This window comes from Candidatus Accumulibacter similis (assembly GCA_013347225.1).
Taxonomy (GTDB): Bacteria; Pseudomonadota; Gammaproteobacteria; order Burkholderiales; family Rhodocyclaceae; genus Accumulibacter; species Accumulibacter similis.
In genome coordinates this window covers 1,260,597-1,276,227 of record CP054595.1, presented here as the reverse complement: position 1 = coordinate 1,276,227, position 15,631 = coordinate 1,260,597, and the positions used below count along the sequence as shown (strand labels likewise).

Below are 15,631 nucleotides of genomic sequence, written 5' to 3'. Positions count from 1 at the left end.
GCCCTGCCTGCGAGCCCATGTCCGCCATCCCGCACCGCCTGCCGCTCGTCGATCTGCGTGCCGATGACGCCGAGATAGGCCGCTACGCGGCCCTGCTCGACAGCCTCGGGGTGGCGCTGCTCGCCTTTGCCGCCGATGACACGCCACGACTGCGCAACGTGGCCGCCGAGGAACTGCTCGGCGACAGCACGCCGACCTGGATCGATGAGAACGGACGGCCGCTGCGCGACGACGAACGCCCGCAACGGCAGGTACAGGCGACGCAACAACCCGTGCATCAGCGCGCCGTCGGACTGCGCACGCCAGCCAGCACAGCGGTCACCTGGTGCCGGGCCAGCGCCTTTCCGGTCTTTGCCGCCGACGGCAGCCTGCGCCGGGTGCTGCTGCTTCTCGCCGACCGACAGCATCGTGGCCGCGTCGTCGGCGACCCGCAGCAGTTGTCGACCCATGACCCGCTGACGGAGGTCTTCAACCAGCGACACATCGATATCCTGCTCGACGACGAAAGCCGCCGGGCACGCCGCTACGGGATCCCGTTCGCAGTTGCCCTGATTGCCATCGATCATTTCGCGGCACGCTGTCAGGCGGAGGGCGAAGAGCACGTCCTGGCGCGCACTGCCCGGCTGCTCTGCCACAGCCTGCGCGAGTTCGACATGATCGGTCGCCACGGTGCCGACAGCTTCCTGATCATCCTGCCGAACGTGCGGGTCAACGAAGCCATGGTCGGCCTCGAACGACTGCGCGAGTCGATCGAAACGGGCAGCGCGGAGAGTGGCGACACCGGCCTGACGATCAGCGGCGGAGTCAGCGAGTATACGGGTGAGGACGCGCCGGCCCTGATCGAGCGCCTCGCGTCACTGCTGGCAAGCGCCCGTGAATCCGGCTGCAACCGGCTCTGCGTCGACATGGACCTGTTCTAGATCGACCACTTCCGGATCGACTCGCCGGCGGTACAGGGGTTCTCGGGAAATCCGCCGCGCTGCCACGATCGGCAGCCTTGCCGCCACGCGCTACCCGTGCCGCCACCTCTGCCCCTGTCGGCAATCTGGCAGACTCCCAGGCGTTGGCTCACCCGCTCCCTGCCTCCTGGCCTGCTCGCGACCGTCCCGGCAGCGCGTCTCAGGGCAGTTCCTCGACCTGCAGCCAGATGCTGCGCCGCTCGCTCGCCTGGCCACCAGAGCCATGCAGGTTGCCGCCGCGCTCGAAGCCGGCCTGCTGACTGCTGCTCCCGAGTTCGAGCCACTCGCCCAGGCGACCGGAGATCGTGGTTGAAAGCGTGCCGCCGCTCTCGACGAGCGGCTGCAGGGCAGGCAGGACCTGATCCAGCGTGCGATGCCGCAGGGTCATCATCTCCATCTCCTGCTGCGCCCCAGCCAGGACCGGCAGCAGGACGAGCAGCAGCCACAGCAGGTGGCCGTGGCAATGCGACAGCAGCCGGTGTCCGGCATCCGCCGGCAGCCGGCGACCCGGGTTCACGACAGGTGCGGCAGCCCGAGGTAGTCGCGCGAGCGCATCTCGGTCAACCGGCTGGCGGTGCGGAAGAACTCGCTCGCCTGCGTTCCCTCGGTGTATAGCGAATCGGGACCACAATCGGCGGTCGCGATCAGCTTCACCTTGTGGTCATAGAAGATGTCGACCAGCCACGTGAAACGACGTGCCTCGGAGGCCATGCTCGCCGACATCTTCGGAATGGCGGACAGCAGCACCGTGTGATAGCCGCGTGCCAGCTCGAGGTAGTCGTTCTGCGACCGCGGCCCGCCACAGAGCGACCGGAAGTCGAACCAGATGACGCCGTTGCCGCGGCGAACGGTCGGAATGTCGCGTCCGAGCACCTCGATGCTGCCGCCCTGTGCGCCGGCGTCACCGGCGATGGCGCCGAAGTACTCGGCCATCTTCAGCTCGGCAGCGGCGTCCGCCGGGTGGTGGAAGACCTCCACCTGCTCGAGCGTGCGCAGGCGGTAGTCGATGCCGGCGTCGATCACCAGCACGTCGAGCCGTGACTTGATCAGGGCGATCGTCGGCAGGAAGTTCTCGCGCTGCAGCCCGTTCGGATAGAGGCCGTCCGGCGGGTAGTTGGAAGTCATGACGAAGACGACACCGTGGGCGAACAGCGCCTCCAGCAGGCGGCCAAGGATCATCGCGTCGGCGATGTCGGAGACGTGGAATTCGTCGAAGCAGAGCAGCCGCAGTTCGGTCGCGATGCGTTCGGCCACCCTGAGCAACGGGTCGCTCTCGCCCTTGAGTTCATTCAGCTGGCGATGCACGCCATGCATGAAGGCATGGAAGTGGATGCGCCGCTTGCGCCGGTAGGGAACGGCTTCGAAGAAGCAATCCATCAGGAAACTCTTGCCGCGGCCGACGCCGCCCCAGAAATAGACACCCGTCGGTACGGGGGGCGGCGCGAAGAGCCGGCGCAGCGTACTGCGGCGCCCGACCTTGAACGACAGCAACTCGTAGTAGAGCCGTTGCAGGCGCTCTGCGGCGGCACGCTGCGCCGAATCCGCCTGGAAACCGCGGGCCCCGAGCAGACGCTCGTAGGCTTCGATCATTCCCCGCTCGGGGACCTTGAGAACTCTGTGAGGCATCGGCGTCCTTCCGCTGTTCGCAGGCAACCCCGCGCGGTGAAGCGGTGAAGCGGTGGGGCGGTGGGCCGCGCAGCCGCAGCTGCCGTGCCGCGCGCAGCATCACCGCATTGCTGCCACCATTCTAAACCATCGCCGCCGACGGAACGGGATCGGCCGGCGCCAGCACTTCCGGCAGCGGCAACAGGCGCATGCCGGCCGCCAGCAGCGCGCTGCGGATGGCGGTCGCCGCAGCCACTGCCTGGGCTCCGTCACCATGCACGCAGATGCTGTGCACCTCGGTCGGGATGTGCCTGCCGCCGACGCTGACGATGCCGCCGGCGTCGAGCATGCGCAGCACGTGCGCCACGCACTCGGCGGCCGCATGCAGCTGCGACCCCGACTGGCTGCGTGGGAGCAGGTTGCCGGCATCGGTGTAGGTCCGGTCGGCGAAGATCTCACTCGCCACTCGCAGACCCCCTGCCGCTCCGGCCCGCGCCAGTTGCGAGACCGCCGGAGCGAGCAGGATCAGGGTCGGGTCGAAGCTGCGAATCGCGGCGACGACACTGCCCGCGACAGCCGCCTCCTCGCACGCCATGTTGCTCAGCGCTCCGTGCGGCTTGACGTGCGTCAGGCGACCGCCTTCAGCCTGTGCCATGCCGGCCAGTGCGCCGATCTGGTAGATCAGCAGCGCCTCGAGTTCGTCGGCCGGCAACCGCATGACGCGCCGCCCGAAGCCCTGCAGGTCCGGGTAAGAGGGGTGCGCGCCGAGGCTGACGCCCGCCGCCAGTGCCTGCCGCAGCGTCTGCCGCATCACCAGCGGGTCGCCGGCGTGGAAGCCGCAGGCAATGCTGGCCGTACCGACGAGCGGCAGCAGCTCGGCGTCGCTGCCCATGCGCCAGACACCGAAGCTCTCGCCGAGGTCGGCGTTGAGATTGATCGCCTGTCCCATCATGGCTCTCCCTGCAAGCGGCCGACCGCCACCGGCTGGCCGTCTGCCGCGCCGGCATCGACGACGCCGCTGATCAGGTTGGCCGTGTAGATCGCTTGCTGATCGACGTCCCCCCCCTCGGCCAGCGGCCCGATTGCTGCGAGCAGCGCCAGCAGTTCCGCTTCCCGCGCGCGTGCCGCCTGTTCGGCCGCCGCCACCGACACGGCGGCGAAGCGCAGCGCCTGGCCCGGCGCCATGACCGCAAGGCGCGGCAGGTCGGCGGTGATGACGGTGGCGATCTTCGGGTAACCGCCAGCGGTCTGGCCGTCGGCGAGCAGCACGATCGGCTGCCCGCTTCCCGGTACCTGGATCGATCCCGGCACGGTCGCATCGGAGACGATCTCTGCCCCCTTCTCCGGACGGTGCCTGAGCAGCGGGCCGTCGAGGCGAATTCCCATGCGATCGGCGGCAGCCGAAATGCGGTAGGCCTGGCTGAAGAAGGTGGCCATCTGCTGCGCGTCGAAATAATCATCCTGTGGTCCCGGGACGACCCGGATCGGCGCCTCTTCAACGGCCGGCGGACGCCGCAGCAGCCGCTCACCGCCGCCGCTGCCGGCAACCACCGACAGCCGCACACCCGGCGCCAGCAGGCGACCGTCGACGCCGCCAAGACCGGCCCGGGCGTAGGTCGATGCACTGCCGAAATGCCGCACCACCTCGAGACCGGCGAGCGCCAGGTAGCCGACACGGCCGGCCGCAAGGCGGCCGCAGCGCAGCGTCTCGCCTGGGTCGAGGGACACGCTGCGCCAGGAGGCCAGGCGACGACGGCCACGGGCATGCACCACTTCGGCCGTGACATGACCAGCGAGCGCGACCTGCAGCGGCAGTTGCAGCGCCCGCACCGCCAGGCCCCCGGCGAGGAATTCGATCGCCGGCGCGTCCTCAGGATTGCCGAGCAGGGCGTTGCCCAGACGCAGCCAGCCCGGCTCAAGCGCTCCGGAGCGCGGCACGCCGATGTGCCGCCAGCCACTGCGGCCGAGATCCTGTATCGATGCCATCGCCCCCGGGCTGAGCACCTCGAGCACGGCACGCATCGTCACTCCGCGTCCGCAGCGAGGAAGTCCAGCGGCGGTTGGCTGGCGGCGCGCATCGCCGGCGCCGCCGCCTGCAGCGCGGCGAACTCGCCGGCTTCGATGGCGCGCAGCCGCACCCGATCGCCGGGCTGCAACAGCGCCGCCTGCGGCCAGGACGGCGAGAACAGCGGCAGCGGGCAGGCGCCGATCAGGTGCCAGCCGCCGGGACTCTCCCAGGGATAGATCGCGGTCAGCGTACCCGCCGTCGCCACGCTGCCGGCCGGAACGCGCGTCCGCGGTTCGCTGCGACGCGCACGCGCCAGCACCGGTGGCAGATCACCCATGAAGGCAAAGCCCGGCAGGAAGCCCAGCATGTAGACCTCGTAGCAGCCGCCCGCGTGCAGCCGCACCACCTCCGCCGCGCCGAGCCCGCAGGCTGCCGCCAATGGCTCGAGATCCGGCCCGCAGCTGGCAAGCTGATCGCCGTAGCAGACGGGCAGCTGCCAGACCCGTCGGCGCGGCGCGGCGATCGCGGCAGTCTGCCGCAAGGCGGCGTGAATGGCCGCTTCCATTTCGCTCTGCGTGCCGCGCAGCGGATCATGGATCACCGTCAGCGAGCGGAAGGTCGGTACCGTCTCGACGACCCCCGGCAACTGCCCGGCGGCGACTGCCTGCCGCAACGACCGATCGGCTGCCGCCACTGCGGCCAGCAGGCGGCGATCAATGACCTCACCGAACTCGATCGTCAGCGCCGCGTCGCCAAGGGACAGGATACGGTAGCTCAACAAGGCTCCTGGCCGCCGGCCCGGCGGTTGCCGGGAGACCCGCGCACTGGCCGCCGGGGCCGCGGGCTATGGGTGAACGGCCTCGGCCCAGCAGTTGGGTGTTTCATAGAGGCGCAGACGTTCGAGCCGCAAGCGGTTGCCGTAGGTGTCGCAATAGACCGCGTCGAGAATCGCGAACGCCGTGCGGACCAGGTTCTCGGCGGTCGGCACGCAATCGAGGACGACCGTCTTGTGCTCCGGCAACGAAGCGAGAAAATCCACCACCGGCCGATCGCCGCGATGGACGAGAAAGGCGTGATCCCAGGCATCGACAAGGTGCTGCATGGCCAGCGCCTTGACCTCCGAGAAGTCCATCACCATGCCGTCGGCCGGGTCGCCAGCCTGACTGATGATGTCGCCGGCAAGGGTGATCTCGAGCGCGTAGCGATGGCCGTGCAGGTGACGGCACTGGCTCCTGTGATCGGGAATGCGGTGGCCCGCGTCGAACTCGAGGCGGCGGGTGATGAGCATCGGCTGGGCCCGGAAAACGGAGGGGCGATTATAGCACCGCCGGCCGGCGGGCCCGGTGGCGGGGAAATGCCCGCGAAGTCCCGCCGCCGGCCGCGCCGGAACCGCCTGCGCCTGTCGGCCAGCCTTACACCACCACCCCCGCACACCGCGGCGGGCAACCCCATCCTGCTGATTTATCGTTCATTATTGTTCCAGGCACGGCGCTTGCTTGAGATGACTGCAGTCATCTCGAACGCAGACCCGAGAAATGCCACCGACCGATCCCTTCGCTGCCCGCATGCTGGCGCAGATCACGCTCATCGAACGCTACCGCGCCGACGTCCTGCGCCGCGAGGGGCGCCGTCTCGACAGCGACAGCGCGGCACTCGAGTGGATCAGCCGCTACGCCGAGCATTTCCCGTCGCCAGACCAGTTCCCCCGGCAGCGGCCATCGGCGTCCGGCCGAGGCTGCCCGCAACCCGGCAGTGTCGGCCTGCAGCCGCGAACGGTACCCGCCCCCGAACGCGCGCCCCGCGCCGCGCGTGAGGCAGCCGGCTAGTCGCTCAGCCGCGTGATCTTGTTGCCCTGCACACCGACGCCGGCCATCAGTCCCTTCTGGCCGAAGACGAAGGCGTAGATGTCTTCCTTGGCGTTCATCGTCGTCAGCGACTTGCCCATCCCCTGGTCGACCATCACCACCGACGGACCGACGCCGACCTCGAAACCGTCGTTGTCGGTCAGCGCCGCCAGTGATTTCTGGTTCATGAAGAACATCGCGTAACCGTACTGCTGCGCACCAGCCTGCAGGCCAAAGGAAGCGCCAGCGGTGTTGTAGTAGCCAACGACGGCGTCGCCGCGGAACAGCACCCCTTCCCCGTACTGTCCACCGACCACCAGCCCCGCCTTGGTGATGCTCGGAAAGACGATCACCGCCACCGCATCACGCCCCAGTGACTTCGCCGCCGGCACACTCGCCGTCAGCTTCTGATAGGCCCGGCGTGCGTCCCGTTCAAGCGCGGTCCGGTCGGCGGCAACGGCGGCAAAGGAGGTGGCCAGTCCGGCGATCAGGACGGAGAGGAAAAGGTGTGCTGCGCGGCCAAACCGCGGGAGTGCGTTCAGGTTCATGGTGGCACCTTGAGAGAAGATTGGTTTGCGGCATGCGTACCGACGGGCGCCGGCACAGCATGATGATACTCCTGGTCCGCGGCTCAGTTGCCGAAGAGGCCCTTGAGCGACTTCATGATCGTCGCTCCGCCCGGCACCACCGAGTCGGCGGCGGCGTCGCCCGCTGCCTCACGCGCCATGTCGCCCATGCCGAGCAGCGCCGAGTCGAAGCTGTTGACCCGCACGCGGGCAGTCCAGATCGGCGGTCTCTTCTCGCCCGCCTTCTGCGGCGGATGGGCGAAGCTGCGCGTCGGGCCGAGCGCCTCGCCCATCAGCATGGCGCCCTGCGTCTTCGCCAAGATGCCCGCCGGAATCGTGCACGTGTTCTGGCTCGCGGGCAGCATCGGCGGCTGGTTCCGCGAAGCCATCCAGATGATGACTTCGCGCTCGCTGGCGGCGCCGACGGCGTTCAGATTGTAGCCACGGGCCCGCGCGAGAGCCGCCCACTGCAGCGGAATCGCTGCGTTCAGGCTGCCGCTGCCGGCGCGCAGGTTCATCGGCTCGAGGAAGTCCATCTGCTGGTCGAGTGCATAGCGAATCTCGTGCGACATGAAACTCGCCCGCACCAGATGCTCGCCGACCGCCGACGCATCGGCCGGCACGGTGCCGCCTGCCGGATCGCCCTGCGGCCACCACAGCGTGCGTGGCGGCAGGCTCTCGCCGCCGTCGGCTCCGCCCTTGCCCCGCCGGCTGTGCCGCGCCATCGCCGCCACTTCGGGCGAGACACGGCTGTCGATCGCCTGCAGGTCGATGACTTCCGGCTGCCCGGCCGCCACGCTGGCGCTGCAACCCCAGTACAGCAGCAACCTGCCACCCTGGTCGTCGGCCGTACCGCCATCACCCTTGCTGCGCCGCTCGCCACGCAGCGGCAGCAGCGGCCCGATGCGCATCGCGTCGGGGACGACGTGTTCGGCAGCCGCCCCGCCGGCGAGATCGACCGGGCTGGTCAGGCGCAGGTCCATCATCCGGCTGACGCTGCTGCCACGACCGCTCATCATGCCGAGCATGCCACCGCCACCGGCAAGACCGGAATGCGTGCTCAGCGTCATCTCGTAGATCAGCGGCGCCGCCGTGGCCGCCGGCACGGCGCCGGCAATCGCCAGTGCTGCCGCCAGCAGCAGAGGACCCTTCGTCGTCGTTCTCATCATGACCTCCCGAGGCGCGCTTGTTGGAAGCCGACTGTATGGCACGTAGGCGACGGCAGCGAAAGTCCGCCGGCGCCACCCTCGTCAAGCCGACAGGGAATCGCCAACCTGCGCCACCGCCTCCTGCAGCAGGCGGACATCGGCAGGCGCCGTCCGCCAGTTGTCGAAGGCGGCGCGGATGGCGGCACGGCCCTGCCAGACGGTGCCGGTGACGAAGGCCCGGCCGTCGGACTGGATGGCGCGTACGGCCAGCCGGTTCAGTTCGTCGCTGGCAAGCTCATCGAGCCCGGCGCGGACCAGCCGGAAACAGACGATGTTCAGCGGTGCCGGATTCATCAGCTCGACCCCCGGCGTCTCATCGACCCAGCGCGCAAAGGCGGCCGCGTTGTCGACACAGCGCTCGACCAGCGCGCGATAGCCGGCGCGACCGTAGGCCTTCAGCGCGCACCAGGCGGCGAGGCCGCGGAAGCGGCGCGACATTTCCGGGACATGGGTGAAGGGATCCCAGCCGGCGCCGCCGGCGACGTAGGCGCCACCGACCGCGAAAGCCTCGCGCAGCAGGGAGCCGTCGCGGACGAAGGCGAAGCCGCAATCGTAGGGAACGTTGAGCCACTTGTGTCCGTCCGCCGCCACCGAGTCGGCGCGCTCGATGCCGCGGACGAGGTGCGCCAGCCGCGGTGAAACGGCGGCGAAGAGACCGAACGCTCCGTCCACATGCAGCCACGCGCCGCCGGGGTGCCCGTCCCGCAGATCGGCAAGCGCCGCCAGATCGTCGAAATGGCCGCTGTTCACCTCGCCGGCATTGCCGATGAGGATCACTGGGCCGTCGATGCCGCGCAGCAGACCGGCGAGCGCATCGACGTCGGCCGCGCCGCAGCGGGCCGCCACTCGGCGCACCTGGTTGCGACCAAAGCCCAGCGTGCCGAGGCACTTGACGGCGCTGAGGTGGATCTCGCTGCTGGCGACGACGGCGATCGACGGCTGGCCCGCGAGACCGTCGCCGGCGGCATCGAAGCCGAGTTGCCGGCCGGCCCACTGCCGCGCCGTGACGAGCCCGACGAGATTGGCCATCGTCGCGCCGCTGGTCAGCGCCCCTGCCCACTCCGCCGGCAGTCCGAAGAGCTCCTGCAGCCAGCGCAGGACGACCAGTTCGGTCTGCGCCGCCGCCGGGCTGCCGGCCCACAGGCCGGCGTTCTGGTCGATCGCCGATGCCAGCCAGTCGCCGGCCAGCGCTGCCGGCGTCACGCCGCCATTGACGAACCCGAAGAAGCGTGGGCCGGGCGAAGCGGTGATGCCGCGCTCGGCGCGGGCGAACCACTCGCCGACGACGCCGGCGGGATCGCGGCCGTTCTCGGGCAGCGCCTCGTCGAGCGCTACCGCCATCTCGGCGGGCGTCGGCACCTGGCTCACCGGTCGCTGCGGCAGCGAAGCGAGAAAGGCCGTGGCAAGCGCGTACGCCTCGTGCAGCGCCGCCGCCTCGCCACCGGTGGCGGTCGCATCCATGTCTGCATTCATCATCGTCGCCTTTCTGACGGTCGATCGCTGCGCGCAGCGCATGCCGCCGCGCCGCCGCAGTATCGCCGCGCCGGCGAGCCGCGGTCAATGGCAGCGCGCAGGCGCGCACTCAAATCGCTGCGGGCGCTGTCGCGGCGGCCGCAGCGCGTTCCCGACCCAGGCACTCGTACTCGGCGATCAACTGCGCACCGAAGAGCAGCAGCGTGGCGGCGATCTCCATGCTGAACATCGCCACCACCGCCGTCGCCAGCGGCCCGTAGACGACGCTCGCTTTCGACAGGGTGGTGAAGAACCAGACGAGGATGTGGCGGATCACTTCCCAGATCAGCGTGGCCGTACAGCCGCCGAACAGCGCATGGCGCAGGCGCACCCGCCCGACCGGCATGATGAGGTAGATCGCCGTCAGGATGCAGACCTCGGCGCCGAGGCCGACGAGGTGGACGAGACTGCCGGCCAGCCCGCGCAGCGACCACTCCCAGCCAAAGAAATGGAGATTGGCGCCGGCGATCGCCTCGAGGGCGATCGAGACGATGGTGACGCCGAGCAGCGCGACGCCCAGCATCAGGACGAAGCAGTAGGGCAGCAGCGCCGAGGTCAGGAAGTGGCGCTGCCCACGCGCATTGCGGTGCGCGAAGATCACCGCCATCGCCTTCTCGAGGACCGAAAAGGCCAGCGAACTGAAGAACAGCATCGTCAGCAGCAGGACGGCGCCAACTGCCGCCCGCTGCTCCATGAATTTCGAGATCTCCGCCAGAAAGGCATGCGACTGGCTGGGCACCAGCCACTCGAGGTAGCGACCGATCGTCGCCAGCAGTTCCGCCTCTTCGACCAGGTGCGACAGCGCGATCACCGACAGGATCAGCAGCGGCACGACCGACAGCAACGCATAGTAGGCAATCGCCGCCGCCAGCAGCAGCCCCTGATTGCGGCCGAAGCTGTGCAGCGCCCGCAGGGCGAAGGCCGCCGGGTGCCTGAGCACCTGCTGCGTCGACGCGCTGAGTACGGGCATGCTGAACGATGGGGGCACGGTCGCTCGCTGGCGGGCCGCCTGGCCCGCCGTCTCGGAAATCGCCCCCAGTATGCCCGACTATCCGGCACCGCGGCCTTGCGTCGACGCAAGGCGTCAGGCGCAACGCCAGGGAATCCCGAGGCTACCGCTGGTGGCGCGAGTCGTCAGCGCGACCGCCGATCACTCACACGGCGGCACCACGCCGTCGTGCGCCTTCGGGTTGTAACCGGGTTTGGTCCGCGCTGCAGGGGCCGCGGCCGCCGCCATCGCTGCCGGCAGGGACTGTGCCAGCTTCGCACGCTGACGGTCGAGGCATTCCTGGTCCAGCGGCGCCTGTTGCGAGCACGCACCGCCCTCGGCGAGAGCCGCCTGCACCTCCGGGACGGTGGCATGATGCGCAGCCCAGGTGAACTCGAGAAAATACTCGCTGGCGCACGCGACGTCCGCATAGCGGGCGGGGCAAGTCCCTTCGGCATCCTCATCGGTCACCCCGGGCGGATTGCACTTGACATAGCCACAACTGCCGCGCACCCAGGCCGAAAGAGTCCGCAACGGATCGTCCTGCAAGTGACCGATCCTTGACGGCAGTTCCTTCGGCGAGATCGTCCGCCCGTCCGGGCTCTTCAGCCAAGTCAGGTGCTCTTCTTCCATCCGACGCCAAAAGGCATCCTCCTTCATGCGGGACCAATCCCTGATCAGGTAGGCGTACAGCTTCTTCTGCTTGTCGGGAATGTCCGCGTTGTACACGGCGGACGACAGATGGTGATGGTCGGTCAAATAGAACCTGCCGCCCGGACCTCTCACCAGGGGAACCCAGCGATTGTCCTCGAGCAACCACTCGTCCAGCTTGCCATCCTTGCCCTTGCGCGTGATCTTGCCCGACTTGCACGCCGCCGCTCCCATTCCCACCGCCGACTGCGTCGGGTGGAGGTCCTGCACGTCGATCCAGCACCCCTTCTTCTTCTTTTCCTTGAAGGTGACGATCGACACCGCCGTACCGCCCGCGGGGGCCGTGCCTTCGTCATATTCAATGAACTTTACCACCTTGGTATCCGGGCCGCAGCGGGGAATCCTCTTCTGCCAGCCATCCTTGCCACTACTGGCGTTTGCCGCAACCGTCAAGCCGCCCAACAGCAATACAGAAAGCATCCGGGTGATCGTGTGCATGCCTCTTCTCCTGTCTTGCAATGCGATGCCATGAAACTGATACGGATATGCGGATCGACCGCACCCCGGTGAGTATCCACGGCGTCGTCACGACAGTCAAGCAAAGATCCTCTGGCCCGCCGGGCGGCATGAGCTGCCGACGGCCAGGGTGCGGCGCATAAGGGCGCCCCAGCGATCGCGCTCCGCTGTCAGCGCGCCGGGCGTCCGGCTGCCAACTGGAGCCAGCGGCGGCGCGTCATGAAACGCCGTTTGCAGTTCCCGCCGCTTCTTGTCAGTCGGCCACGACGGTTCCCGCAGCAGGGCTCGCCGGTGCTTGTGCGCATCCGTCAGGCACGCTGCCCGAGTTTCCGCTCCACCGCCGCCCTCACCACACCGTCTGCACGCGAAAGGACGCAAACGCCGTGTCGCAGCTGATCAGCGGCACACCTTCCAGTTCGCTCTGCGCGGCCAGCATCCGGTCGAATGGGTCGCGGTGCTCGGCAGCCTGCGCACCTGCCCACAAGGCATGCAGGTAGGTTACCGGCAAATGTTGAAACGCGTCGAGTTCGACCAACTCGTTGAACCGTGCGACAGCCTCGCCCGCCAGCGACAGCTTGCCCAGCCGATGCTTGGTGGCAATTTCGCAGGCGCTCGCGGCGCTGACCAGAACGGTATTGGCTTCGTTCTGGATGCACGCGCGAGCAAGGGGCGACAACTGCGGATCGTCGGTCCACCACCAGAGCAGCGCGTGCGTGTCTAGCAAGTACTTCATTTGCCCTCCCAGCTCTTCAGCTCGTCTTCGGGCAGGGGTTCGAAAAACTTCGCGTCGATTCTCCCGGCCAACCGCCCCGGCGACCGCGCACCCACCTCTGGTGCCAATGGCACCAGCCGTGCGTAGGGTTTGCCTGCTTTCGCCAGCACGATTTCCTGCCCGGCGTGTGCCTGTTCCAGCAGGCGAGAAAAGTTCGTCTTGGCATCGTGCACGTTCACAATCAGCGCCATGGCAACCCTCCTGGTTGGTCAAGCCAATGGACTTAGTCTAACAGATACAGTTGCGATGGCGTCGGTGATGGAGAACGCTTCTTCCCGCTCATTCCCCGGCGTTGCGCACGCGCCGCGTCGTGGGTGCCCTTGACCCAGACCTGGAAGGCCACGGCATCGTCCTTTGACCCGTGGAGCCAGACACGATTCACCCAGGCGCCGAACTCGGCGAGGGTGGCCGAGGCCGCGCCGAAGAGTACTCGACCTCCGCTTGCCGAGAAAACCCGGCGACGGCAGGCAAGCGCCGGCGCCTGGCGTCCAGCGTCGGCGCGCGCTCGATGTCGTCGCCTCCGGTGCTGCGCACGCTACCGCCCCGGATCGTCCCCGATCGCCTGCGGAACCAAGACGCCGCCCGCCTCACCGCGCAGCAGCCGCCTCGGCCGCCGCCGGCACGTCCTCGCGCAGCCCTTCGCTTTCGTCGCTCTCACGCAGGATTTGGTCGATCTTCTCCTGCAGCGGATCGCTCTCGGGTGGCACCGGTACGGCCGGCGCATCGGGCGCTGCCGGCACATCGGGCGCTTCCGGCTTCGGTGCCGCTTCGACGGGGCGCCGCCGCTCGGGCGCGGCGACGGGATCGGGCGCGAACAGGCCGCGCCACCAGCGCTTGATGCGCGCCCACCAGCCCGTCTCTTCCGGGGCCGCAAAACGAAGCCGCGGATCGACGATGCGGGAGCGCAGCGCGCTGCGGAAGAAGTCGCCGACGACCGGTAGGGCACTGTGCGCCCCCTGCCCCCAGTGGTCGCTGCGCAGCGTGACGCGGCCGTCGTTGAAACCAACCCACGCGCCGGCGACGAGTTGCCGGTGCATCAGGATGAACCAGCCATCGGCATTGTCCTGCGTCGTGCCGGTCTTGCCGGCGACGTCGGCGCGGATGCCGTAGCGGCTGCGGATGTCGCGGCCGGTGCCGCGGTTGATCACGCCGCGCATGCTGTCGAGCAGCGTATAGGCAACCTCGGGCTTGAGCGCAACCTCGGCCTCTGCCGGGCCGAATTCCTCGATGACCCGACCGTCGCGGTCCTCGATGCGGGTCACCAGCAGCGGCTCGAGGTAGGCGCCAGCGTTGGCGATCGTCCCGTAGGCGCTGACCATTTCCTTCAGGGTGACCGGGCTGGTTCCGAGGGCGAGCGACGGCACGGCCTCGAGCTTGCTCTCGCGCACGCCCATGTCGCGGGCAAGCCTGGCGACCTTGGCTGCGCCGACCTGCTGCATGAGTTGCGCGGTGATCGTGTTCTTCGAACGGGCCAGTGCATCGCCCAGACTCATCGACTCACCGCTGGGCGGCCTGCCATCCGTCGGCCGCCAGATCTCGGCGCCACCGACGGCGATTTCCACCGCCTGGTCGATCAGCCGGTCGTTCGGGCTGGCACCCTGGCGGAACGCTTCACCATAGACGAAGGGCTTGAAGGTCGAGCCGGGCTGGCGGCGTGCCTGCTGCACATGGTCGAAGGCATCCTGCTCGAAGTCGCGGCTGCCGACCCAGGCCTTGACATGGCCGTTGCGCGGGTCGATCGCCAGGAAACCGATCTGGATCTGCGTCTTCTGTCGTTGCAGCGCGCGCATGAAGCCCTTGTCGGCCTGCAACTCCTGCATCGCCTGCTGCGGCGTCCGGCCCTTGCTGGTCGCTGCGCCGTACTCCGGCGATTCGCGGATGAAGGACTGCACGAGGCTCGAGTCGGGGCTCCACGCCGAGCGGCTGCTCCAGGCGGCGTCGGCGACCTTCTGCAGCGTGTTGCCCTGGCGGGCCACGGCTTGGTTCGCTGCCGCCTGCAGGCGCGAATCGATGGTCGTGCGCACGATCAAGCCATCGCCGTCGATGCTGTAGCCATTGCGGTCGGCCCAGGCGATCAGCCACTTGCGCAGTTGCCTGGCGAAATGCGGTGCCGGTCCCGACGGTTCGCTCTGGCGCTCGAAATCGATGCGCAGCGGTTGCCCGCGCAGCGCGTCGAGTTGTTGTGCGCTCAGTTTCCCGCGCCGGACCATCTGTTGCAGGACGATGTTGCGTCGCTGCAACGATCGCTCGGGATTGAGTACCGGGTTGTAGTAGCTGTTGCCCTTGAGCATGCCGACGAGCGTCGCCGCCTGCAGGACATCGAGCCGGCGGGCAGAAGTGTCGAAATAGGTGCGCGCCGCCATCTCGATGCCGTAGGCGTTGTACAGGAAGGGCACGGTGTTGAGGTAGGTCTCGAGGATTTCGTCCTTGCTGTGGACGGCCTCGATCTTCAGCGCCGTGATCGCCTCCTTGGTCTTGCGCGTCAGCGTCGGCGCGCGGCCGATCGCCTCCGGGTACAGATTGCGGGCAAGCTGCTGCGTCAGGGTCGAGCCACCTTGGCGATCGCCGCTGAAGGTGTTGAGCGCCGCGGCGATGGTGCGTCGCCAGTCGAGACCGAAATGCTCGCGGAAGCGGTGATCCTCGGTGGCGATCAGGGCGTCGATGACATGCGGCGAAATCTCGGCCAGTGCGACCCACTCCCGGTTGGACTGCTTGAACTCGGCCAGCTTCCTGCCATCTGCCGAGAGGATCTGCGCCGGCTGCTCGGACGACACCTTGCGAATGTCGCTGATGCCCGGCGTGAAGGGAATGAGGGCCAGGACATAGAGCAGGAACAGGATCGGCAGCGCGAGCAGCGCGCGGAGGACTCCGCGCCGGGTGGGATGGCGGACGCCCTCGACGGCGGCGGCGAACGTCGCGGCAAGGCGCGGCGCAAAGCGGGCCAGCAGTTGTTTCAGTTCCCGGAACGGGGAACGGATCGCTACCATGGACGCTTCACTCCA

Annotated in this window: 16 protein-coding genes; 2 read left to right on the top strand and 14 right to left on the bottom strand. The window is 68.5% G+C overall.

The annotated features are described in order from the left end of the window. Positions 1–17 precede the first annotated feature (17 nt). Entirely contained in the window at positions 18–920 is a 903-nt protein-coding gene (locus tag HT579_05815; GenBank protein ID QKS28486.1) for a GGDEF domain-containing protein, read from the top strand. A gap of 199 nt (positions 921–1,119) precedes the next feature. Here the strand turns inward: HT579_05815 and HT579_05810 are convergent, their stop codons facing one another. From HT579_05810 to queD, 6 genes are all read right to left on the bottom strand, one after another. After that, positions 1,120–1,476, bottom strand: coding sequence for a hypothetical protein (locus tag HT579_05810; GenBank protein ID QKS28485.1), 357 nt, complete (start codon positions 1,474–1,476; stop codon positions 1,120–1,122). Then, positions 1,473–2,585, bottom strand: coding sequence for a cell division protein ZapE (locus HT579_05805; protein QKS28484.1), 1,113 nt, complete (start codon positions 2,583–2,585; stop codon positions 1,473–1,475). The genes HT579_05810 and HT579_05805 overlap by 4 nt, the downstream gene beginning before the upstream one ends. Positions 2,586–2,706: 121 nt before the next feature. Beyond that, positions 2,707–3,513, bottom strand: a complete 807-nt coding sequence (locus HT579_05800; GenBank protein ID QKS31524.1) for a 5-oxoprolinase subunit PxpA — start codon at positions 3,511–3,513, stop codon at positions 2,707–2,709. After that, a complete protein-coding gene (locus tag HT579_05795; GenBank protein QKS28483.1) occupies positions 3,513–4,586 on the bottom strand; it encodes a biotin-dependent carboxyltransferase family protein in 1,074 nt (357 codons plus the stop codon). The genes HT579_05800 and HT579_05795 overlap by 1 nt, the downstream gene beginning before the upstream one ends. Before the next feature lie 2 nt (positions 4,587–4,588). Beyond that, the gene (gene pxpB, locus HT579_05790) at positions 4,589–5,350 is read right to left on the bottom strand and encodes a 5-oxoprolinase subunit PxpB (GenBank protein ID QKS28482.1); all 762 of its coding nucleotides are present in this window, start codon (positions 5,348–5,350) and stop codon (positions 4,589–4,591) included. Positions 5,351–5,416: 66 nt separating this feature from the next. Continuing rightward, entirely contained in the window at positions 5,417–5,860 is a 444-nt protein-coding gene (gene queD / locus HT579_05785; GenBank protein QKS28481.1) for a 6-carboxytetrahydropterin synthase QueD, read from the bottom strand. A gap of 247 nt (positions 5,861–6,107) precedes the next feature. On the opposite strand from queD, the gene HT579_05780 reads away from it, so the two are divergent. Beyond that, entirely contained in the window at positions 6,108–6,398 is a 291-nt protein-coding gene (locus tag HT579_05780) for a hypothetical protein (GenBank protein ID QKS28480.1), read from the top strand. Here HT579_05780 and HT579_05775 read toward each other — a convergent pair. From HT579_05775 to HT579_05740, 8 genes are all read right to left on the bottom strand, one after another. After that, the gene (locus HT579_05775) at positions 6,395–6,964 is read right to left on the bottom strand and encodes a lipid-binding SYLF domain-containing protein (protein QKS28479.1); all 570 of its coding nucleotides are present in this window, start codon (positions 6,962–6,964) and stop codon (positions 6,395–6,397) included. The two genes, HT579_05780 and HT579_05775, sit on opposite strands and share 4 nt — an antisense overlap. 83 nt (positions 6,965–7,047) lie before the next feature. Then, positions 7,048–8,148, bottom strand: coding sequence for a hypothetical protein (locus tag HT579_05770; GenBank protein QKS31523.1), 1,101 nt, complete (start codon positions 8,146–8,148; stop codon positions 7,048–7,050). A gap of 84 nt (positions 8,149–8,232) precedes the next feature. Further along, positions 8,233–9,666, bottom strand: coding sequence for an aspartate aminotransferase family protein (locus HT579_05765; protein QKS28478.1), 1,434 nt, complete (start codon positions 9,664–9,666; stop codon positions 8,233–8,235). 106 nt (positions 9,667–9,772) lie between these two features. Then, the gene (locus HT579_05760; GenBank protein ID QKS31522.1) at positions 9,773–10,672 is read right to left on the bottom strand and encodes a YihY/virulence factor BrkB family protein; all 900 of its coding nucleotides are present in this window, start codon (positions 10,670–10,672) and stop codon (positions 9,773–9,775) included. Positions 10,673–10,852: 180 nt separating this feature from the next. Continuing rightward, the gene (locus HT579_05755; protein ID QKS28477.1) at positions 10,853–11,839 is read right to left on the bottom strand and encodes a hypothetical protein; all 987 of its coding nucleotides are present in this window, start codon (positions 11,837–11,839) and stop codon (positions 10,853–10,855) included. A gap of 364 nt (positions 11,840–12,203) precedes the next feature. After that, entirely contained in the window at positions 12,204–12,590 is a 387-nt protein-coding gene (locus HT579_05750) for a type II toxin-antitoxin system VapC family toxin (GenBank protein QKS28476.1), read from the bottom strand. Next, a complete protein-coding gene (locus HT579_05745; GenBank protein ID QKS28475.1) occupies positions 12,587–12,820 on the bottom strand; it encodes a type II toxin-antitoxin system Phd/YefM family antitoxin in 234 nt (77 codons plus the stop codon). The genes HT579_05750 and HT579_05745 overlap by 4 nt, the downstream gene beginning before the upstream one ends. 396 nt (positions 12,821–13,216) lie before the next feature. Next, positions 13,217–15,616: a transglycosylase domain-containing protein gene (locus HT579_05740; GenBank protein ID QKS28474.1), complete on the bottom strand. Its 2,400-nt coding sequence runs from the start codon at positions 15,614–15,616 to the stop codon at positions 13,217–13,219. Positions 15,617–15,631: the final 15 nt, after the last annotated feature.